Here is a 20355-nt window from a genome sequence, read left to right on the forward strand (position 1 = left end):
TTCACGATTGCTTACCTGTTTTATCTGGAATCGTAAAGTAGAAAATCGAGCCTTGACCCGGTTTCGAGTCCATCCAGATTCTACCGCCGTGGCGTTCTATAATCTTCTTACAAATTGCCAAACCAATACCAGTACCTTGATACTTACTTCGGCTATGCAACCGCTGAAAAATTACAAAAATGCGTTCAGCATACTGGGATTCTAAACCAATTCCATTATCACGTACTGAGAACAACCATTCGTTTTCTAATGGGGTGAGATGGGAATTTTCTATGTCTAGTGATTCTGTACTGTTCCTTATGGCTGTGATGTGAATTTGGGGTGGCTCCTCTCTGCGGAATTTAATCGCGTTACCAATGAGGTTTTGGAAGACTTGTGCCAGTTGAGTAGTATCGGCTATTACTTCGGGGAGAGGATCGGCGGTAATCACTGCACGACTTTCTGTGATCGCTATTTGCAGATTGGCGATCGCTCTTTCTAAAACCGTATTACAATTTACTGGCATAAAGGGCTGTCCCCGAGTACTGACACGGGAATAGTTCAGTAAATCGTTGATTAAGGTTTGCATCCGCTGTGCGCCATCGACAGCGTAGCCTATGAACTCATCTGCACGGTTATCTAGCTGATTTTTGTATCTCCGCTCCAGTAACTGTAAATAACTAGTCACCATCCGCAATGGCTCTTGCAAGTCATGGGAAGCAATATAAGCAAACTGTTCTAATTCGGCATTGGAACGCGTAAGTTCCTGACTTTGGTGGGTTGCTTGTTCCAATAGTTGTGCTTGAGATAGGGCGATCCCAATTTGGTTCGCTAGCTGCTGCAATAAATCTAGTTCAAAACTGTTCCATTCACGGGGACTCTGGCATTGATGGGCAATCAATAAACCCCAAATCCCGTCCCTGATCAGAATCGGCACTACGAGGTTAGCTTTGATATTATATTGCTGAAGAAATTGACGATGACATTCTTGAATGTTTGCTTTGGCAACGTCTGTGATTGCACTTACTCTTCCGTGGCGATATCTTTCTAGATACTCTTGCTGAAAGCAGCGATCAAGAATATTTTGTCCAAGCAATACAGGCCAACCAGGTAACACTGCCTCTTGTACCACTGTTCCTGAGCCATCGGGCCAAAGTCGAAAAATCAAAACTCGGTCGGCATGGAGAACTTTTTGAATCTCAGTTACTGTAGTTTGGAGAATATCATCTAATTGTAAGGATTCACGAATTTTCAGGGTGATTTCCGAAAACAGTTGTGATCGCAGATTTTGCCGTTTTAATTCCTCTTCTATCTGCTTGCGATCGTTGATGTCGGTATGAGAACCAACCATCCGCACGACATTACCTGTGCTATCCCAAAGCGCCTGCCCTCGATCTAAAATCCATTTATAACTGCCATCTTTGCACTGGAGTCGATGCTCAGTTACGTAATAGGGCGTTTTTTTGTCAAAGTGATCTTGAACGGCTTGCAATACCCAATCCAAATCTTCAGGATGGACTAGTTTTGACCATACATCTATATTATTGACAATTTCGTGGTCTTCATAACCCAGCATTTCTTTCCAACGGCTGGAAAAGAAGACTTCGCCTGTCTTCAGGTTCCAATCCCAGATGCCATCATTATTACCTTGTAAGGCTAACTGCCAACGTTGTTCACTTTCCTGCAAAGCTTGCTCTGCTTGCTTGCGCGCAGTGAGATCGAGTGTCACACCAATCATCCGCTTGGGATGACCATCAGCATCATAAATCCCCACACCGCGTGCTAGTATCCAGTGAATGCTGCCATCTGGCCAAATATTGCGATACTCTGCCTCATAATCGCTGTGGTTTGCTAGAGCTTGTTGTACAGACTCTTGCATGTAGGCACGATCGTCAGGATGGATGCATTCGAGTAACTGATCATAGGTAAACTCAGCGTCTTCAGGCAGACCAAAGTTGGCTTTGCACTGCTTAGATGCAGACAACTCTGCTGTTGCTAAGTTAAACTCCCAAGACCCAAGTTTAGCAGCCTCTAATGCTACCTTCAGTCGGCGATCGCTTTCCCTCAAGGCGGCTTCTACTTTTTTGCGCTCAGTAATATCTCGCGTAAAACACCGCGTATGGATAAACTTACCGTCTTCCCAAAACACATTCGACTGAATCAAAACATGGCGAATCGATCCATCCTTGCAACGTAACCTTGCCTCATAATTGTCTAAAGTTTCATTTCTGGTCAACCTTTGCAGAATGTCCTCGATGACATCTTGGTCAACATGAAACTCAGTAATAGAGTGTCCGATATACTCAGAGCGCGTATAGCCCAAAAGGTCTAGTTCTGCCTGATTTGCCCAAGCAATTATGCCATCTGCCTGTACCCAATGCATCCCTACAGTAGCATTCTCGACAAAGTCTGTAAGCTCTTGCTGACTGCGCCGCAGTGTTGCTTCTACTCGCTTTTGCTCTTCAGCAATACGGGATACCTCAGCTAAATTACGCCTTAGCTCTAGTTGATTGATCGCCTGACGACCGAGTGCTTGAAGTGCTTCTAGTTGTTTATCGCTCAGTTGTCGTGGCACATTATCAATTACGCAGAGAGTACCAACCATATCCCCCTTGGGAGTAATCAAGGGGACACCTGCATAAAACCGCACAAAGGGATAAGAAGTCACTACTGGATTTGTTGCCAACTGTTCGTCAGCTAATGCATCCGGCACTACTACAACCTCTTGCCTGTCTTGGCAAAGGTAAGATAAACCAATATTCCGGGGCATTTCCGGTACATCCAAACCCAATCTCGCCTTAAACCACTGACGGTTTTCATCAATGAAATTGACCAATACTATCGGAGTGCCACAAATAAATGCAGCTAACTGGGCAATATCATCGTAAGCTTTTTCCGGTTCAGTATCGAGAATTTGATACTGGCGGAGGGCTTCCAGTCTTGCTACTTCGCTATTAGAAAGCACAGGCTTTATAAATGTTTATTAAAATATATAAATTATACAATTTTTGGTTTGTGCAGGGTGTGGAACCTCCGTGTAGAGGTTCCTCTGGCTTGAAAGAGTGCTGAGTGCTGAGTTAAGAGTAATTAATTATCCCCCAAGTTCTCCTTGTCTCCCTTGTTCCTTTTTCATACATGGCGATGAAAAAATTTCATCGAGACTGGCTTGGAAATTCGGCTTTGAGTTACAAGGTAATTAAACTGTAGACAAGATATGCGATCGCACATCTTCTACCCACTGATGTAAATTACCTGTATTGAGGCGATAACTTAGCGGATGGGCAATCAATCTCGCTGTACTTTCATACAATGTTGTAATTTCAATCAAACCGTTTTCTCGCAAAGTTCTCCCTGTAGAAACCAAATCTACAATCGCTTCTGACATTCCGGTAATCGGCCCTAGTTCCACTGAACCATACAACGGCACGATTTCTACTGGTAAATCCAAATTTTGGAAATATTCACGAGCACAATTGACATATTTGGAAGCAACTCGACCATGAGCTGGTAAATCTAAAGGTGATTTATAAGCACTTGATGCTTTGACGGCTACAGACATCCGACATTGCCCAAAATGCAAATCTACCAAATGTGCAACTTGGGGCTGTTTTTCGCGCAGCACATCGTAACCAATAATACCCAGTTGTGCCTGACCATATTCCACATAAACAGGCACATCCTGTCCCCGCACTAACAGTCCTTTCGCTTGTCCGCTAGCGTCAAGAATCTGAAGTTGGCGGTTCCCTGCATCTAAAAAAGCGCTAAAATCCAATCCTACAGATTGCAGTAGGCGGATACTATTTTTCAGTAGTTCCCCTTTCGGCAAAGCAACAGTCAACATTATCGTCCTTGGTATCCTTGGCATATCGGCGGTTCATTAATATTGAGAATATCTCGATATGCTGACCAGAAGTAAACTGATAGCGCAAAGCCATCCTGAATCGCTTGCCTGTTCAGCTTTTTGGAAGTCATGAAAAATAATTTTGAGTAGCATTTGAGTAGCTAAAAATCTGGGCATTCAGCATTCACTATCTCTGGGTGACAGTAGTGCTTCAACACTGTCTGTGTGGTGTCGCCTACCCAAAGAGCAACCTTGTCAGGACTGATGCCGCTGCTAATGGCCCAGGTTATAAACGTATGTCTACAGCTGTAAGGTGGCAGATATGGGACTATCCCATTGACTGCAAGCTCTTTTACTACCCCAGGACGCTTATATACTCTTCCTTTTTCTAGAAATCTTTCTTCGCGCCAGAAGTCCAGCATGAGACTGGAGTTGATTCTCTTCCCGGTTTTGGAGCGAAATACTAAATCATTAGGGTTGAAATGTCCTGGTCTGATAGACAGCAGCAACATTTGCAACCTTGAACCAACTTCACAAGGGAATATTCGTTTCTTCCCGTTTTTGGTTCCCTTGAGAATTCCAGCTATGTTTCTACTCTTGTTTATCAATATTCGTCGGCAATCATCATTGATATCTCCCCAGGTCAGCGCAAAAGCTTCTCCTGGTCGGCAACCAGTAAAGAATAGGAATTTAACTAGCGGAGCATAATAACTATGTCTTCGGTGGACTTCAAAGGCTTTAACGATCGCGTCTCTCTGCTCTAGGGTAAAAGCTCGAAAGCTTTCATCTTGGCTAGATTTTTTAGGTTGTTGAATTTTTAGAGCAGAGAACGGATTGTTCTTAATTAGCCCTGAATCTACAGCCCAGTTACAACAACGGCTGAAGTAGTTCAATAAAACCCATGTCATGTAATGAGTGTAGTTTGACAGCATCCAATTACGGATTGATGCAGCTGACTCTAAATCTTTGGTGGGAAGCTTCAGGATGTAGCTGGCTATCACTTTGTACTTGCCGCGAATAGTAGTTTTTTCAAGTTGAGTAGATTGAAAGTCGGTAAATTTTTGCCATAATACTTCCAAGTCATACCTGGATTGATTTTCAGGCTTTTGATGTACGAGCGCTGCGGGTGCGATCGCACTAGCCCTAAACTGGTAACTTTCCAGCGATGGATCAAACCGACCCAGTGTAATGTCGTTGAGAATAGCGTCACGCTTCAGTCGTACAGCTTCGCGGTTCCGTTTCGTGTCTTGCAGCCCACTGGCAACGTAAAACTGTTTCTCAAAACCTTTTACCCGAAATCTAATTGCCAGGTTCCCTGACCGTTTATCAACGCTGATCCATTTATCGTCCTGTGCTAACATTGCCTAAAACTGTTAGAGGTTTGCCGCTTGCGGTAAGTTCCCAAGAATTTTGCACCCTTTTTACACTCATTGGAATAAAGCGATCGCTCGTTCAAATTGCGATCACTTTCTGTTAGTCAAAATTCAATCTCAGTCATTGTTCTAAATCTTATCTCCAAACGGATTCGTGTATGGATTCTTTCTTGTGTAACCATAAGGGAATTTACGGTACAAAGAATTGCCCCATCTCCACCTGAAACACCTTAAAAAAACAGATTTACCTTTACCTGATGGTCTTAAAACAGCGTGAAAAGTTTCATTTTTATTAAACTCTGGGTATTGCGGACAATCGTATTTAAATATTGTGATCATTCACGCTAAGACCTTATACAACACTCTATCCTCATCGAACTCTGCTATCAATTCGTTGATAGCTTTCAATCGCTCATTACTCGTTTTCAAGCACTCTTCACACTCGCATCTATTAAAATCACCAATCAATAAATCAAAATAGTTGTAGTAGCCATGCAAACTATCGATTTTGATTAACATCATTTCAGGCGAGAATAAGAGGGCTTTATTTAAATATTGAATACGTGGATCTTTAAAATTCCAGATGATTTTTCTGGGTGGGCTGTATTCAGCTTGTATGCCAAAAGTAAGTTCAAGAAATTCACTCATAAGTAACATGACGTTCATAGTTTTTATTTTTGAGATCGCCCACAATAGAGCGATCGGTCTTTGTTATTCTTCGGCATCTACAACTTCAAGTTCTCCATCGGGGTATCGCTCGATGTAGACCCAAATATCATGCTCTGTTGCTTCCAATTCGTCGTCGTCCTCTTCCTCGTCGTCATCGGCTGAACCGGAAGCGACAATCATTGAAGCAGTCACCAAAACGGTGTATTCCCCTTTGTCGTCGTTGCGCTCCTCCAATTCGCTGGAGATAATTTTCAGTTCTGTTACCTCGCTCCAGGAGTAATCATCACAATCACCTGGCGGCGCTTCACCTGATACAGCGTGTGCAGTTGTATCATCAAGCTCATCTGTCCATTTTTCCCAGACGTAGGCACGATTACCCACGGGTGCGTATTGCTCTTTGATGTATTCCTCTGCTAACTGACAAAGTTTTTGGGCTGACTCTTGCATAATCTTGTGGTTGGTCTAAAATATCGCTCGTAAAACTTTCACGACTCGATCGCACTTGGGCGAGTCAAGTCCGTAGGCGCAGCCCGCAGCCGCCTTGTCTAGAATTGTCTAAACCCAGTCTGGGAGCCAATTTTACCCGTCTAGAGCCGTTTTGGCGGCGAATTTTGCGTACTGGGTTTGTTGTGTCGTTGTAATGGCATGATAGTTACATTTACTTCCATCAATTACTTATGTAATGAAGTCCAGTAAACACCCGTGTTTGTAGTCCATCGGGTGTTTTTTATCTTGTCTAGAGCTTGTCTAGGTGTGAGGAGTCTATTCGCCAGCGCAAGCGATCGCCTTCGCCTTCAACTTCACCAATGCCCCTAGAGGCTAGTCCTTGAAACATCAGCCGAATATCTTCTAAGTTGATGTTTCTGAGCGAGCGATTTAGGTTATGGCATTTCCAGGCAGCTACCCAATCACCAGACTGCTTTAGTCCAATTTCCACAATGTCATGCTCTGGGTATTCCAGGGTTTTGAGCAGTTCATCGGCTGTAACTCTTGGCTTGACCTCCGCGGAGACGGGGGAGACAGGAGCGATCGCACTAGTTCCCCAAGTGCTTAGATCTAGTTCACAAGGTAGATCATCGACCATAAACCGTTTTTTGCCTCCAGCCTTTAACCACTGCTCAATCTGGGGATTTTTCAGGGTTGACCTGGCATAGTCTTGAGCTTTCTTGCCTAATCGAATGCGGACAAAGCAGGTGTCTAGGATATCAGCGTCACCCTCTAGGGCGAAATTAGTAGCAGTGTCGTTTTGGGCCAGTACCATAATGAACTGTTTACGCTTACGCCCAACCTTGGCGTGTTGCTTAATCCAGTCTGGTGCGTTGTCGCAGTCTGCCAGCACGGGGAACTCTTCACCAATGTAGAACCGGGCGAACTCTTGGGGAACATCCTTAGATACTTCCTTGCGATAAACCCGCATCTTCTCCAGATGATCAAGCGCTTCTTTCATGGCGGCGTTGACTTCTGGTAGCCCACCGTCGCCTATTAGGTTGCCTGGTTCCACCCATGACCAATCATCTTTGGCTGAGTCGATATCGTAGACGATGACCTGACCGCCGATGCGGGTTGAGAAGTATTGAGCCAGGGTTGATTTACCGTCGCCCGTGCCACCGACTAAAGCAACGTGTTTTTGTACTCGGTTGACGTAATCAACTGGATCGGTGATGAGGTTGTCTGGTTGCCAGCTTCCATTGAGGGAAGGAATACTTACAGCTAGTTGTGCAGTCGGTTGGGTCTGCTGCTTCATCCATGAGAGAAAGTTAAGCTGTGAAACCTGGTCAACGTCTCCCAGTGTTTGTTTCAATTGCTTGGCTGTTTGTCTCTGGTTCTTGCCTACAATCAGTACAGCCGTGCTGCTACCGAGTATCCAAGGCTTGAGATGCTTGGGTTTAATATCGGCAGATGCAAAAAAAATCAGCATCGAGGAGGCGAGACATCCCCAGTAAGTCCACTTTGTCCGGGTGTACATCTGCAAATAATTATGCAGTTGTGAGGGGTGTAAATCAGTCATCGTCATCCCCTGCAAGATATTCCTTAGCCTGTTTAACTGTGTTGACTTCCTGTTCAGATGCCCCAATAAGCGCAGTGTCTGGGTAATGCCGACTCAGAATGTCATCTGCTGACTTCGCTAATTTCTCCGGACACCAGTTATCGGTTAACTCGTTCTGAATGATTTGCTTACGATCTTCTCTATTCATAGTCCTAGTACTACTCCCACTGTTATTAGTGCAAGTCGGAAGGCTAGGATGCTCTGTACCTCTGGAATTGCTAGCATTTGCCAAAGTAGTAGCACCATAACCACCGCAAGAATTGCACCGCCTAGCCTCATAAAAGTTGGTAGTGGAAGTGTTACCCAGCAACTAGTCACCAGCGCGGGAATTGTAATTGAGGCAGTGATGTCAAATAGCAAGTCAGTGAAGTTGTCAGGAAGGGCGATCGCGTTTACCCACCCACGCCGAAACTGCTCTAATTTGTTCGGCTGTTGAGTAATCGGGACTGGGGAATAGTGAGTGCGATCGCTGGGAATTTCAACTACGATTTTTTGCTCATCTGCCATACTGCACCTCAATCTTGAGGTAAAACGGGCGGTCTGGTTGCTGTTTGCAGAGTGCGATTAGCGAGAATAGCAGCGATAACAGCGTTATCAGCAGAATTATCACTTGGTTCATTCATCCCCCCAATCGCTATGCTGACCATAGCCGCTGGTTTGGGTCAGTCTGTCGCTAACTCGGTTGATTGCCTCGTTGTCACTTGTGGGCAACGGTTTACCCAGGTTGTAAGCAGCAGAGATTTCAGCGCATTCATCAGCGCTGGCACCGTTGCCGAGTAGCTGACCTTCTGGGAAGCCAACAGAATTAATGTCATTTTTTGGGTAGTTTGAGTCAGTTGCCATCTGCTAAAATCCTTCAGTATCTGGTGTTGAACTAGACAGGCGATCGCGTTCCTGCCTTGGAATTCGCCTAAAAATCGGCTTTACTTGCAGTTGTGGAATTGAAGCTTGTAACCACCCACACCTGCATAGTGAGCCGACGATTTGGACTAATGTCGATCGATTGCCGACTATCTAGACAAATCGCTCTGCCGTCGTTAATTTTTACGAACAAATTTTTCCCCGACTCAGAACGTGAGAGTAGTTGTCCTGGTTCTAAGGTTGACCAGCTAACAGGTGTTTTACCGACGACATACTCAGCTTGAAGACTAAGAAAACCTTTCTCTAGTGGGTCAGTAGGAAGGTCTCTCCACTGCTTTTTACGTCCCTTTAGTCGGTTATTGGTCGATGATCGACCGTTAGTAGTTGCTCGATCGGTCGTGTCTTGGTCGGTCATAGTCGTTCAATAGTTGGGTTATAACTGGGTTTTGGAATCATAATTTGCCATAGAGTTAATCGCTGGAGTCTTGCCGTGGAGGGACTTCAGCGATTTTTGTTGATTGTGCTGCGCCTGGCGTGGCGTGGTGGATGGTCAGGACTGAACCACGCAAGCAACGCCAAAATGACTCGGCTGCTTCTCCCCTTAAGATCGATGGTGTTGGATCTCCGATAAAGAAGATAGCTACCTTGCCTTGGGTCATTTCGGCGGTGGTAATAGCGTCCAGGTTTATGCACACTTCTTTGTCTTCTTCTATTTGAAGTCGCACGAGTTTACTGGGCATTGTGGTTATGCTCCTTCAAGTCATCGGTGTCTGTGTCACCCAGTTCGGAAGCAATCATGGCTACTAGTGCCATCTGCTCGTGGTCGCCCAAGCCATCAGCTAGGCTCACTATTTCTCTACTGACATCATCAAAATTCCATTCATCTCGCTGGTGTTCAATGGTGGTGTTTTCTCTCTTTGCTAGGCAGACAAGAGCTAAAAATCCTAGTTGCTGCGTTTTTGACAGTGGTTCTATCAACCTCAGAATTTCCGCCATTCTTAATAACTCCTGAAATTCATGAATCTGTTTGATGTGGATTGATGACAACGGAAGTAATCACTGGGTCGCCCTTGCATTTTTTGATTGCTGGCGCAAGCATTTCAGGCATGAGTTGTCCGCGACGGGCTTTTAGTCCACGTTTTTTACGGCGTCTGTTTTGTTGTGCAAGGTTCTGTTTTCTGGACACAGATGTTTTTACCTCTATCTAAATAGTTCATGGATGCGGTTGTCGGGCGTTCCCCTAGCAGGTCTTTGGCGTTTGGCTCGATGCTGGCAGGCTGCTATCTCTGCCTGGTTTGGGTTTTAGGTATATCTACTACTCAGCACTGGCAGATCTTTCTTTGTCTCAATGACGGTAGGCTGCCATCTCTACTTATTAGGTTGAGCATTGCTTACATTTGAACAATGTACAGCTATAATATCACATATGTGAAAATGAAATAATAAAGCTCATTTGTATATATGTGATAATTGAAAGGCTTACTATGAAAAGAGAAAAAGCAAATGGTAGGAAGACCAAAGTCAGACAGAAATGCAAAAACGGTGAGCTTAACAGTATCACCAGAGGCGTGGGAACTCTTTCGCCGAAGAGCGCAAAAACTAGGAATGACTCGCTCGGAGTTAGTAGAATTGATAGCAACGAATCAGATCCCATTACTATCGGCACTGGAGAGGGAATTGATGGGGGAATCGCACGCCAGCTGATCGAAGAGACTCGAAAGCAGTTGGCATATCACAAAACACAAGTAGCTGAACTAGAGGTCAGGCTACATGAGCTAGAACAATTAACCGAAGATTTAGCTGAGGATAAAAAAAACTCAACAACACCATAAAGCCGTCCTACCTATTGCAGGCAGGACGGCTTTATTTATGAGTTATTAGACTAGTTTATTCCGGGTGATCGGGAATAAATTCTACCCGAAACAGAACTATCCCTTTCTGCCAACCACCACCTTCTTGTCGAAGTATCTCGCATTCAGCGCCGCCGTCCTTGTTAAACCATATGCACCTACCAGCCGCAAAAAAGCCATCTTCTGTTGTTTCCCGAAAGAAAGCTTGAATTTGCAACTTCAGTTCGCTGATTTTAAAAGTGTTTCCTAGTCCAAAGTCAGGCTCAGTTAACGACACAACATCTTCATCATCCAAGTAAATTTTGTCACTCATTTTATTTCTCTGTTAGTTACACAACATGGCAGGTCAAGCGCCAACTTCACCTGCCTTTCCTAAGCTTTCCCCAGAGAAACAGACAAGCGATCGCGCTACTCGGCTATCGGTTTTTACACAAGTTAACAATTGCGATTCGCAGTGAGAGCGATCGCCCAACCCAACACCCAATAACCAATGACCAACAAAAAACGAAACACTCAACCAGACCCAGAACTCTCGAGAGCCTCACAACTTGCGGGACAAAGGCTATCGCAATTCATAGCTCAACTACAGCAAGTCATCCCCGAATTGACCCAAACCGAAGCCACTTCCTTGGCATCAGCAGTATTACGTTTTCTCCCAGAAGTCTTGCTGAACAACCCCATATTCCTTGCTCAACTCAGACAGCAAGCACAACAGATAATCTCACAGCGGAAATAGCGATCGCCCAATAACCAATAACTAATAACCAATGACTAGAGAGCAAGAAATTAAAGCAGCAATAGTAGTTACCCCAGATGCGATTTCCTTTGCATCCCCAGAGATGAATCAAGCTAGCGAAAAAGCAGCAGAACAATTAGGACAATTCGTTGACTGGATTCAATCGAAATTTCCCTTTCTCGTACGGCATGAAGCGGTATTCTTCGCAGCAGCAGTCATTGAATCCATGCCAGCACTGTTAGAAGACAATCCCGAAGCTATGCACGGTCTTCAGTACGAAGCCTTGATGATGGCGTCTAGAAGACGAAACATCTCCCTATAACCAAAAAAAAATCCCCGGCTAAGGAACCAGAGAAAACCAATAATAGAAGATTAAAAATGAATCTAAAACTTTTCCAAGGGACAACCGAAAAATCCCTTGATTGCAATTATTGTAGCACATTTAAAGCAGTAGAATTCATCTTCCTTGGGGGTGAATCATGACACAAGCCATTGATAAATTCACCCAAGAAAACACTAATTCTGATGTAAACTCTATTGCTCCTTCTCACTGGCAAGAATGGCAAAAGAGCGCTGTTTTAGACTACATAATTAAACGCAATGTACGCACGATTTACGATGCTAGAGAGTTAGATAAGATACTCAATAAAAACAATAGAAAGCGCTGGAAACATTCAGATTCTCTAATACCTGCTTGGTGCGTATCTGGTGTTGACCCTTTGACTGGAGAGGCGACACTGCAAGGTGTTCAGGTAAAACCAGACAATCCAAGAATCTCAGAAGAAGGAAAACCACTTAAATATGAAGGGGCACAAGGTTACAATGCAGCACCTTTATTTTTAGACCCAGGTATAGAGAACTACTGGAATAACATCTATCAAGATATCCTCCAACCAATCATCATTACTGAAGGTGCTAAAAAAGCAGGTTCAGGATTATCTATTGGTCTAGCAACAATCAGCTTACCTGGTGTCAGCACTTGCAGGAAGAAAGGGCGGTTACATCAGAACTTAGAATTATTCGCCAAACTGGGCAGAACTTTCTACATCTGCTTTGATAATGATATTTTGCATAAGCAAATGGTTCAAAATGCCTTGCTAGGTCTAAGCAGAGAACTAGCAGCCAAAGGCAGCAAGATAATGGTAATTGTGCTTCCTGATGGCGATGCCAAAGGCATGGATGATTACATTGCCTTGCATGGAGGCGATGCTTTTAAGGAATTGGTAAACAATGCTTTAACCTTTGAAGAATGGAAGGAAGAAGCATCAAAAAAACTCGAAGATGAAGAACTTTCTTTTCAGTCGAGAATGGCTAGTAGATTTCACCTGGTAAATAAAATCTGGGGGCAACACTTGCGCTACAACACCTTAAAAAAGGATATTGAGCTATACGGTACAGCGCTCGATATGAACCATATCAAGCTGATTCTTGCCCTAGAATTTGATATCGATGTTTCCAAAGACGATGCTTTTACCATCATTGAACGCATCGCCAAAGCCCACAGTTACTCACCCGTCGTTGAATATTTGGATGAAGTTGAAGCCAAGTTTCCCGATGTCTCGGGCGATTATTTAGATGACTTGGCTTACCAGTTCTTTGGCACTACCGACCCGCTACACACTACTTACTTTAAAAATTTCTTAGTCGCTTCCGTCGCCCGTGCCCGTCATCCAGGTTGCTGGATGGACTGTGCATTAATTCTCTACGGGGAACAGGGAATCCGTAAATCAACATTTTGGCGAACGCTGTTCGGGGGTGACTGGTTCTCTGATGACTTGGGTAACGACAATGACAAAGACGAAAAAATGAAGATGCACCGCTTTTGGTGCTTGGAATGGGGAGAGTTTGAGACGGTCTACAAGCGCAAAGACGTTGAGGAACTCAAGCGATTCCTGGCCAAGAAAGAGGAAACTTTCCGCACACCCTACGACCGAGTGCCAGTTGATTACAAGCGTGGCTTTGTCTTTGTCGGCACTACCAATCAAACCGAAATCCTCAACGACCCCAGCGGCGATAGAAGATTCTGGATTATCCCCGTATCAAAAGCCAAAATCCCGGTCGAGGCTGTGCTGTTTTGTAGAGATAAAATCTGGGCTGCTGCGAATGCACTCTACAAAGCCGGCTACCCCTACATGCTCACAGACGAGCAGGAAGCCCAGCGAGCCGATCGCAACCGCGACTACCAGGTAATCGATCCGTGGATGGAAATCGTTGAGGAATACGTCAGGGTCAAGGATTTTGTGACTACTCAAAGCATTTACAGGTTGCTGGGCATTGACCCAGCCCACCAAGATGTCGCCAGTGATAAACGCATCTCTGGGGTCATGCGCCGACTTGGTTGGGAGCGTGGCCGCGAAGATGGCTTGAGAGGTAGTCGAGGTTGGAAACGTAAAAATGAAAATAATAATTCCGAGAAAAATCAAGAAACGGTGGATCACGGTGGATCTGGTGGATCAGAGATAACTGAAACCTATACACAGCAATACGATCCACCAGATCCACCCAGAAATAAAAATATTGATCCGCCTAGTTTATTTGATTATCGAGGCGGATCAAATGGGGTGGATCAAGGAAAACCCTTTAATAATCAGACTTCTAACGTTTTTGATCCACCTGATCCACCAAAAAACGAAAATTCTGTAGAGAATGCAAATAGCGATCGCACAAGTGAGATGGTTGTTAATAACACTCCGATTGAGCAACTAGATTTACCACCGACCTTCAACCGCGAAGTAAACAAAAAGCTTGTAACGTTTCTGCCACTAAGAAAGCAAAGGGATAATAAAACACGCTGGCGGATTCTAGTAGAGGGACAATCTACAGAAGTGGCAATCATGGGTAGAGGTAAAGACGATACTATTGCCCAGCTTGAAAACTGCGCGGCTGAATTTATCCAAAAGTGCGATCGCCCGTGGCGTCCAGAGTTAAATCACCCAGCGACCTATGGTGGTGAAGTAGTGACCGTTGTCGGCTTTCAATCAAACCCCAGGCGATATCAAATAGAGTTTCAGTCTGGTCGTAAGGAATATGTCAAAGTCAGCACCCTCAGCAAGCCTTAGCAAATACCAGCCGGAATATTGCACCTACTGTAAAGCCAGTACTATTTACCGCAATGGGCATAACAAGCGAAAAAGCGGTGAGAAGGTTCAGCGCTGGTACTGTAATGAGTGCGATCGCACTTTTCAACTGAGGGATTGCGATCGCTAGCTAACTACTGACGCCATGACTTTAATATTTCACCCAGAATTTCACTGAAACGACATTCAAGTAAAATCTGGATGCCGTTTTTTATATTCAAAAAAATATCCCCCACTCGCCGGGGGATATCAACCTCTATCAACAGCTACTAAAAAATGAAATTTACTGGATAGTAAACGCGATCGCAATCCCATGCAGCGATCGCGGTTTACACCAGGGTGCATCTACCGACCACAGCATATAACCCATGATTCTCAAGCGTCAATCCGTAATGATGGCGCTATACTCTCCGCGGCCACGTCATAGGCAACCCCCAGAATCCTTTGCAGTTCAACCTTGATTTGCTCTAAATCGCGAATTCTCCCATTGAGTACGTTGGGAGCAAAGGTAATAACTTCAGATGCAAGTCTCTCTGCATTTACACTCATAACGTAGCAATTGCTCCTTTAATCCGGTCGGTATCATCTTCCAAATATCGCTCAATCGCTCTTTGGTCTTGATATCCAGTTATTCTCTGGATGATCTCAATATCCGTACCATTTCGATAAAGTTTTGTGATAAAAGTTATTCTCGTACTATGAGTACTAATACCCCTGCTTTCCAGTCCTGCCTTGGCTACTGCCTGCCTTAAAAGCAGATCTGCAAATTTTAAGGTGATATGGTTTTCTGGGTGATCTCGACTGGGAAATAGCCAGATCGAGCTACTCGGTTTGTAATGCCGCAAGGATTCTTGAATATTGTCGTGCAATGGAATTTGTCTTATTTCATTGTCGGTTTGGTTGCGATCGCCAAAGATAACAAATTCACTAGGGCTTCCGTCTGCCTGGTAGACATCATCAACCTTCAGTCTAATCAGCGACCCCCATTTTTCGCCCGTGTAGCGAGCCAAATCTAAAAGTATCTTGTATTTCTGGCTCCTAATCTGGCGACGGATTTTAGAATAGTCCAACTCATGCAGCAAAGCTGCTTGTCCTTGTCTATCTTTTTTCATAAGTCCTCTTTCTAACTTCCTGATTAACCTTTGCACCAGGTAAAACAGGAAGTTATTTGGTTTTTAGGGTTATTAAATAATGGCTCAATCGTAGTCGCAGCAGTACTTACACGCCATCGGCGTATATACCACTTCTACATAAAAGTGGAATATTTACTTAATTTTGAATGCCGCATAAAACGGATTTATTCACTTCAATTAAAAATCCGGTTTTATGGCGGAACCAACTTTAGAACAAATCTTTGGTACGGGTACAACCAGGCTAGCTAGTGGTGCGACTACTCCTAGTGCAGGTTTATTTATTCCTGATTCAGCGCTGACATCAGCCGGGTTAGCTACACCAACGACAGCGACACCTGAAGGGCATTTTGTAGCTATAGCCAAAAATGCTCAAACAAATCTTACTCAAACAAATTTTGATTCTAATACCGACCAATCTGTTTACATTTCCAGTGGCTTTTCTTCATTTGTTACTCGCGGTACTAACAATGACCCTTACCGAGTAGACCAAGTAACAGTAAACCTCGCTAAAGCAGATACATCAGCCACCATTGACCCAGACGACTATTAATTATGACCGTCTATTGCGAAGGTCAATATGGAGCAACACTAAATTATTCGTTTAATGGTGTTGCTCAAGCCCCAGTAGATTTTAATCAACCAATTGATGTTGAAACATATCCCTGGCGTGTAGATGAAAACAGCAATGGTTACTGTTTGAGTGGTTATTTCTCTCGTATTGCACCATTTCCAACAGTTACAACACTTACAGTCAAAGCGCACGGGAATTTAATAGTTCCACCATTTGATAACCCATCAATTGAGGTAACTTACTGTGATGGGACTGTTATTAGAGAACGCTTAGTTGGACCGCTAAATGCAACCGAATATGTACATCAGTCAACTGGTTGTAACTGTCCAGAAACAAAGAATTCTATCAAGGTTTTTTCGCTTACTGGCGAATTGCTATTTCAAGCAGAAGGAAATCCATCTGTCTCTTACTCTGTTACTTGTATTCCATGCGCACCAGGACAATTAAATTGTGGTGATTGCTGTCTGTCATGTGCTGACATATTCAATGAAATCGAAGCTACTAGAAAGCTGGTGAGGGCATTAAAATGACAACTTGTAGTGAGATTTCTAATGCTATATCAGCGCTTTCTGGTGATGTATCAGCATTGAGTGGAAAATTTGTTCTAAAGAGCGATTATTTAAATGAAGTTGGCAAGTTAGAGCAGCAACTCAAGGAACTAAAAGCCAAGGTAGACGCAATCAAACCAACTGATGAAAACAGTATTATTCAAAAAGTTAAGGAGATTCTTCTCCCCATCATTGGTTCTACCATCTTTAACCAAATTAATCCACTTAATCAAAAAATTAGCGGTGTAGATAATAGGATAAGTGGATTAGAACCTAAGATTACTGATGCTGTTCTAGGTGGTCAGGCTGGCAGAGAAGCCAGAGCCAAGGTAGAAAATTTAGATAAGTACGTCACATCTGTAAGTAACACTGCAAATAGAGCTAAAACACTTGCTGAAAATGCTGATACTGCGGTGAATGGATTTAGGGGGGTAGTAAAAGGAATCGGGGATAAAGTTGATAAATTTGGAAGCCTGATCAGTAAAGTAGAAAAACAGGTTGGGGAAGCAATTTTTAAAGCTGCTGAAGCTATTGGCATTAGTCGCCAAGCATTGTCTGCTACAGCAAGATTAGGCTTAAGAGTATTAGAAATATTCAACGCAATTGCAACTATATTTACCCTAATTGAACAGTTAGGAACGCTTAACACCTTAGGGGGAAGAATTGATGCTGTAGAGGCAGGTCTAGTAAGCCTAGGTAATGATGTATCGGGTATCCTAGGACGACTATTAGGACTAAAGAACCGCATAGAAGCAGTAGCTGGTACAGTTCCACCAGTTAAAGACTTAGCAGATAGGGCACTAACTGAAGCACTCAACGCATCACATCAAATACCAGCTATCAGGGAAACCGCAAATAGTGCATTAAGCATCAGCACGAACGCATTTCAGAAAGTAGAGATAGCAAACAATACCGCTACTACTGCCGCGACCGTCGCCAAAAATGCCAGTGCTGAAGCCAAATCCGCACAGGCAGAGGCATTGAGAGCCTCAGCAAAAGCTGACGTGGCAAACAGTACAGCTAATTATGCTAAAGGTTTAGCCGGACAAGCAGCGAATAAAGCAGGTGAAGCACTCGGTAAAGCCGGTATAGCACTGACCACAGCATTAACAGCATTAGTTTTGTACCAAACGCTAAAAGGATTACGCGGACTACCAGGACCCAGAGGGCTGCAAGGTATCCCTGGCTTAAAAGGCGATCGCGGTCCTCAAGGCATTCCCGGCAAGGATGGAGTGACAACGGTTGTGGAAGTACGTCTGCCAGGCATCCCAGGACCGCAAGGAAAAACTGGATCAAGGGGACCGATTGGTTTACCTGGCAGAAATGGTAGGGACGGTATTAACGGATTAAACGGCAGGGACGGTGTAGATGTGAATCCAGCAGACGTGGCTTCTTTGAGAGCGCTAATAATTTCCCAACACGCAGCGACACGCGCAAACATCAACTCAACATCGCAGGGTTTAGTAGCTGGTGTTAAAGGATTTTTTACTACACAACTAGCAGGAATAACAGCCTTAATTACAGCAATTGCTACTAATACCTATGTAGAAAAAGCTTTGTCTGTACTCACCTTCGCCGCTACAGTTCACAATGCTTTGATGTTAAGTAATAACTTAGGTCAGACTTTTATTAGTATTGTTGACCAAATAACTGGATTTATATTACCGAAGGGTATTGATGGTACTCCAATTAGTTTTGGTAGCGTCTTAGGTAAAGCAGTCCATGAAGTCATTGCCGATACGATTGGAGAAGCAAACTACAACCAATTAAGTGAAGATTGGCAAAAAGCAAATCGCATATACCAAGCTGCAAGTAATGTATTTAATCAGATTACTAATCTCGGCGGAATAATGACGGCGGGCATGGAAGTAATCGGCGGTAATGTTGGCAAGATTGGTAACGCCTTAAGAAAAGGTGGCGTACTTTTAGAGAATGCTTACGCCTGGATGAATCCCCAACCCAATCTTAAAGGTAAATTTTTCCCATTGATTGATAAATCAAATGAAAAATTAGCAGCAATTGCCGCAGTGGTAGCAGTACCTATTGCTGTAAAAGAAGTTATGAGTGGCATCAATAGTAGCGTTGCTGATATGAAACGTGAGATTTCACAAACAGATCCAAAGGATGAAAATGGTAATCCCATTAAAGATTCTGAAGGCAACATTATTCATTACAAGCCAGGATTAGAAGTTCCCACACCGATTGTTGTTGATGCCACGGAATCACAATCAAAAGCCGATTCAGGAAATTTTGTAGCTTTAGTACTTGAAGATATTTTTGATGGAGGTGATTAATGCCAGGAACAACACCAAATCCACCACCAGAAGATGCTCTTCCAGATAATTTTGACCCATTCGAGCATTTACAAAAAATCTATATTCCCCAGCACAATGCTTTAGTAAAACGCTACTTTAGCGATTTAGCGGATGACTGGAAACCAAATATAGCGAGCGCTCGCAGCAGTCTCAGAGTGGCTTGCACCATGCTCGATAATGACAATCAGTTAATGATGAATTTGCGTCATCATTTGTTGTTTGATTTATTAGGATATAGCAGGAAAAATTTAACTGTTTTTTACGGTAGTAGTTTTGATACTAATCTACCCGTTTCAGGACATCCACAATTGTTTTTGTATTTCTCACAAGATGCCCAAGCAGTGCCAGTAAATGGCAAGCGCTTGGACCATGAAAAATCATGCAGACTAACGCGTTATGCTTCTAAATCTGGTCAAACATTGCCAGCAATTACCAAAGCCAATTTATTAGAAATTGCCACAGAGATAAAGCAGCAGTTTGTATCCGGTGGAAAAGGAATTGTTTACACCACAGGTAAAATTGCTGTCAGCTACACAGATCCAGCTAACGGTTTTCCTCGCGGTAGTCGTTGGTTAGTAAATTCAAAATCTGAGGCAATCACTCTTTATGAGAAATTATGCAATGTGATTGACCGACCGTTTGATATTAATAAAATCAACGTTGTCACGCCTGAAAAGGACAGCACAACTCAAGTGATCACTGCAACGGATACGGTATTGGGTAGACAGTACAAGGAGTCTGCATACCGTCCAGTGGCTAATTTAAGGTTTAGGTATGCCTATGTATCGTTCGGCAGCAATATCTCACCAATTTTTCTGATAGATACTACTTACAGAAATACAGCGCTGATTGCGTAAACTGCCACAATTATGAAAATCACTCCAGAACAGAGAGAAATGTATAACATTTCCAAGTCCCGGAACGTGCTGAAAGCCGTGTTATCTCTGGATAAATCACATTTATCCGAATAACCAAGAATCACTTATGGCCACAAGAGTATCGGGAGTTGAGAATGTCCCTCACGTGGTTGGCTCAGGAGATAACCGAGTTTTACTAGTATTGCCAGATATTTATTCATCGTTTGGCGCTGCTATTGGAGTAGTAAAGCTAGTGGGCGATCCTCCAGCAGGCGTTCCTTCTACAACGGTTGGTAGAGCAATTGCAGAAGGATTAATCCGCAAAATTAAAGTTTCTTACATTGGTGCTAACTCTAAGCGAAAAGTAGCAACCTTAGTAGTTGCAGGAGATAAGGCAGCACAAGCCAGAGCAACTTTAATCGGCAATACCTACAACAGCTACAAAATCAAAACAGCTTACTACCCGACTTCTATTCAACTTGGGTAATTTATGCCCAA

General features: G+C 43.7%; 26 protein-coding genes. 9 read left to right on the top strand and 17 right to left on the bottom strand.

Going from position 1 to position 20355, the window contains the following annotated elements:
* Position 1: 1 nt before the first annotated feature.
* From BV372_RS17175 to BV372_RS17230, 13 genes are all read right to left on the bottom strand, one after another.
* Positions 2–2953, bottom strand: coding sequence for a PAS domain-containing protein (locus BV372_RS17175; protein ID WP_086687713.1), 2952 nt, complete (start codon positions 2951–2953; stop codon positions 2–4).
* A gap of 222 nt (positions 2954–3175) precedes the next feature.
* Positions 3176–3820 (bottom strand): ATP phosphoribosyltransferase, encoded by a 645-nt coding sequence (hisG, locus tag BV372_RS17180; protein ID WP_086687714.1) that lies wholly within the window; start codon positions 3818–3820, stop codon positions 3176–3178.
* Positions 3820–3951: a hypothetical protein gene (locus BV372_RS37705; protein WP_256973290.1), complete on the bottom strand. Its 132-nt coding sequence runs from the start codon at positions 3949–3951 to the stop codon at positions 3820–3822. Before BV372_RS37705 ends, hisG begins: the two co-directional genes overlap by 1 nt.
* Positions 3952–3981: 30 nt before the next feature.
* Positions 3982–5181 carry a site-specific integrase gene (locus tag BV372_RS17185; RefSeq protein WP_086687715.1) on the bottom strand — a complete coding sequence of 400 codons (1200 nt, stop codon included), beginning with the start codon at positions 5179–5181 and terminating at the stop codon, positions 3982–3984.
* Positions 5182–5532: 351 nt separating this feature from the next.
* Positions 5533–5841 carry a hypothetical protein gene (locus BV372_RS17190; RefSeq protein WP_086687716.1) on the bottom strand — a complete coding sequence of 103 codons (309 nt, stop codon included), beginning with the start codon at positions 5839–5841 and terminating at the stop codon, positions 5533–5535.
* A 63-nt stretch (positions 5842–5904) separates the two neighbouring features.
* On the bottom strand, positions 5905–6309 hold the full coding sequence (locus BV372_RS17195) for a hypothetical protein (RefSeq protein WP_086687717.1): 405 nt from the start codon (positions 6307–6309) through the stop codon (positions 5905–5907).
* A gap of 289 nt (positions 6310–6598) precedes the next feature.
* Positions 6599–7870, bottom strand: a complete 1272-nt coding sequence (locus tag BV372_RS17200; RefSeq protein WP_086687718.1) for an ATP-binding protein — start codon at positions 7868–7870, stop codon at positions 6599–6601.
* Positions 7863–8057: a hypothetical protein gene (locus BV372_RS17205; RefSeq protein ID WP_086687719.1), complete on the bottom strand. Its 195-nt coding sequence runs from the start codon at positions 8055–8057 to the stop codon at positions 7863–7865. Before BV372_RS17205 ends, BV372_RS17200 begins: the two co-directional genes overlap by 8 nt.
* Positions 8054–8416 (bottom strand): hypothetical protein, encoded by a 363-nt coding sequence (locus tag BV372_RS17210; protein WP_086687720.1) that lies wholly within the window; start codon positions 8414–8416, stop codon positions 8054–8056. The genes BV372_RS17205 and BV372_RS17210 overlap by 4 nt, the downstream gene beginning before the upstream one ends.
* Before the next feature lie 108 nt (positions 8417–8524).
* Positions 8525–8752, bottom strand: coding sequence for a hypothetical protein (locus BV372_RS17215; protein ID WP_086687721.1), 228 nt, complete (start codon positions 8750–8752; stop codon positions 8525–8527).
* A 67-nt stretch (positions 8753–8819) separates the two neighbouring features.
* Entirely contained in the window at positions 8820–9185 is a 366-nt protein-coding gene (locus tag BV372_RS17220) for a hypothetical protein (protein ID WP_086687722.1), read from the bottom strand.
* Positions 9186–9240: 55 nt separating this feature from the next.
* Entirely contained in the window at positions 9241–9465 is a 225-nt protein-coding gene (locus tag BV372_RS17225) for a hypothetical protein (protein WP_143845163.1), read from the bottom strand.
* Between the two features lie 34 nt (positions 9466–9499).
* The gene (locus BV372_RS17230) at positions 9500–9766 is read right to left on the bottom strand and encodes a hypothetical protein (RefSeq protein ID WP_086687724.1); all 267 of its coding nucleotides are present in this window, start codon (positions 9764–9766) and stop codon (positions 9500–9502) included.
* 488 nt (positions 9767–10254) lie between these two features.
* On the opposite strand from BV372_RS17230, the gene BV372_RS17235 reads away from it, so the two are divergent.
* Positions 10255–10602 carry a hypothetical protein gene (locus BV372_RS17235; protein ID WP_086687725.1) on the top strand — a complete coding sequence of 116 codons (348 nt, stop codon included), beginning with the start codon at positions 10255–10257 and terminating at the stop codon, positions 10600–10602.
* Positions 10603–10657: 55 nt separating this feature from the next.
* On the opposite strand, the gene BV372_RS17240 is transcribed toward BV372_RS17235, so the two are convergent.
* Positions 10658–10933, bottom strand: a complete 276-nt coding sequence (locus tag BV372_RS17240; RefSeq protein ID WP_086687726.1) for a KGK domain-containing protein — start codon at positions 10931–10933, stop codon at positions 10658–10660.
* A 33-nt stretch (positions 10934–10966) separates the two neighbouring features.
* On the bottom strand, positions 10967–11104 hold the full coding sequence (locus BV372_RS36375) for a hypothetical protein (RefSeq protein WP_179198124.1): 138 nt from the start codon (positions 11102–11104) through the stop codon (positions 10967–10969).
* A gap of 6 nt (positions 11105–11110) precedes the next feature.
* Between BV372_RS36375 and BV372_RS17245 the strand changes: the two genes are divergently transcribed.
* The 3 genes from BV372_RS17245 to BV372_RS17255 all read left to right on the top strand — a co-directional run bounded on the left by BV372_RS17245 (position 11111) and on the right by BV372_RS17255 (position 14415).
* Positions 11111–11356 carry a hypothetical protein gene (locus BV372_RS17245; protein WP_086687727.1) on the top strand — a complete coding sequence of 82 codons (246 nt, stop codon included), beginning with the start codon at positions 11111–11113 and terminating at the stop codon, positions 11354–11356.
* Positions 11357–11387: 31 nt separating this feature from the next.
* A complete protein-coding gene (locus tag BV372_RS17250; protein ID WP_086687728.1) occupies positions 11388–11678 on the top strand; it encodes a hypothetical protein in 291 nt (96 codons plus the stop codon).
* A gap of 157 nt (positions 11679–11835) precedes the next feature.
* Complete coding sequence (locus tag BV372_RS17255) at positions 11836–14415, top strand: VapE domain-containing protein (RefSeq protein WP_086687729.1); 2580 nt, start codon at positions 11836–11838, stop codon at positions 14413–14415.
* 393 nt (positions 14416–14808) lie between these two features.
* On the opposite strand, the gene BV372_RS36380 is transcribed toward BV372_RS17255, so the two are convergent.
* Positions 14809–14982, bottom strand: a complete 174-nt coding sequence (locus tag BV372_RS36380) for a hypothetical protein (protein ID WP_179198125.1) — start codon at positions 14980–14982, stop codon at positions 14809–14811.
* Complete coding sequence (locus BV372_RS17260; protein WP_086687730.1) at positions 14979–15545, bottom strand: tyrosine-type recombinase/integrase; 567 nt, start codon at positions 15543–15545, stop codon at positions 14979–14981. Before BV372_RS17260 ends, BV372_RS36380 begins: the two co-directional genes overlap by 4 nt.
* 214 nt (positions 15546–15759) lie before the next feature.
* On the opposite strand from BV372_RS17260, the gene BV372_RS17265 reads away from it, so the two are divergent.
* The 5 genes from BV372_RS17265 to BV372_RS17285 all read left to right on the top strand — a co-directional run bounded on the left by BV372_RS17265 (position 15760) and on the right by BV372_RS17285 (position 20344).
* Positions 15760–16116, top strand: a complete 357-nt coding sequence (locus BV372_RS17265; RefSeq protein WP_086687731.1) for a hypothetical protein — start codon at positions 15760–15762, stop codon at positions 16114–16116.
* A 2-nt stretch (positions 16117–16118) separates the two neighbouring features.
* Complete coding sequence (locus BV372_RS17270; RefSeq protein WP_086687732.1) at positions 16119–16667, top strand: hypothetical protein; 549 nt, start codon at positions 16119–16121, stop codon at positions 16665–16667.
* Positions 16664–18979, top strand: a complete 2316-nt coding sequence (locus BV372_RS17275; protein ID WP_086687733.1) for a hypothetical protein — start codon at positions 16664–16666, stop codon at positions 18977–18979. Before BV372_RS17270 ends, BV372_RS17275 begins: the two co-directional genes overlap by 4 nt.
* Entirely contained in the window at positions 18979–19857 is an 879-nt protein-coding gene (locus BV372_RS17280) for a hypothetical protein (RefSeq protein ID WP_086687734.1), read from the top strand. The genes BV372_RS17275 and BV372_RS17280 overlap by 1 nt, the downstream gene beginning before the upstream one ends.
* Before the next feature lie 127 nt (positions 19858–19984).
* Positions 19985–20344, top strand: coding sequence for a hypothetical protein (locus tag BV372_RS17285; RefSeq protein ID WP_143845167.1), 360 nt, complete (start codon positions 19985–19987; stop codon positions 20342–20344).
* Positions 20345–20355 lie beyond the last annotated feature (11 nt).

Source organism: Nostoc sp. T09 (assembly GCF_002154695.1).
Lineage (GTDB): Bacteria > Cyanobacteriota > Cyanobacteriia > Cyanobacteriales > Nostocaceae > Aulosira.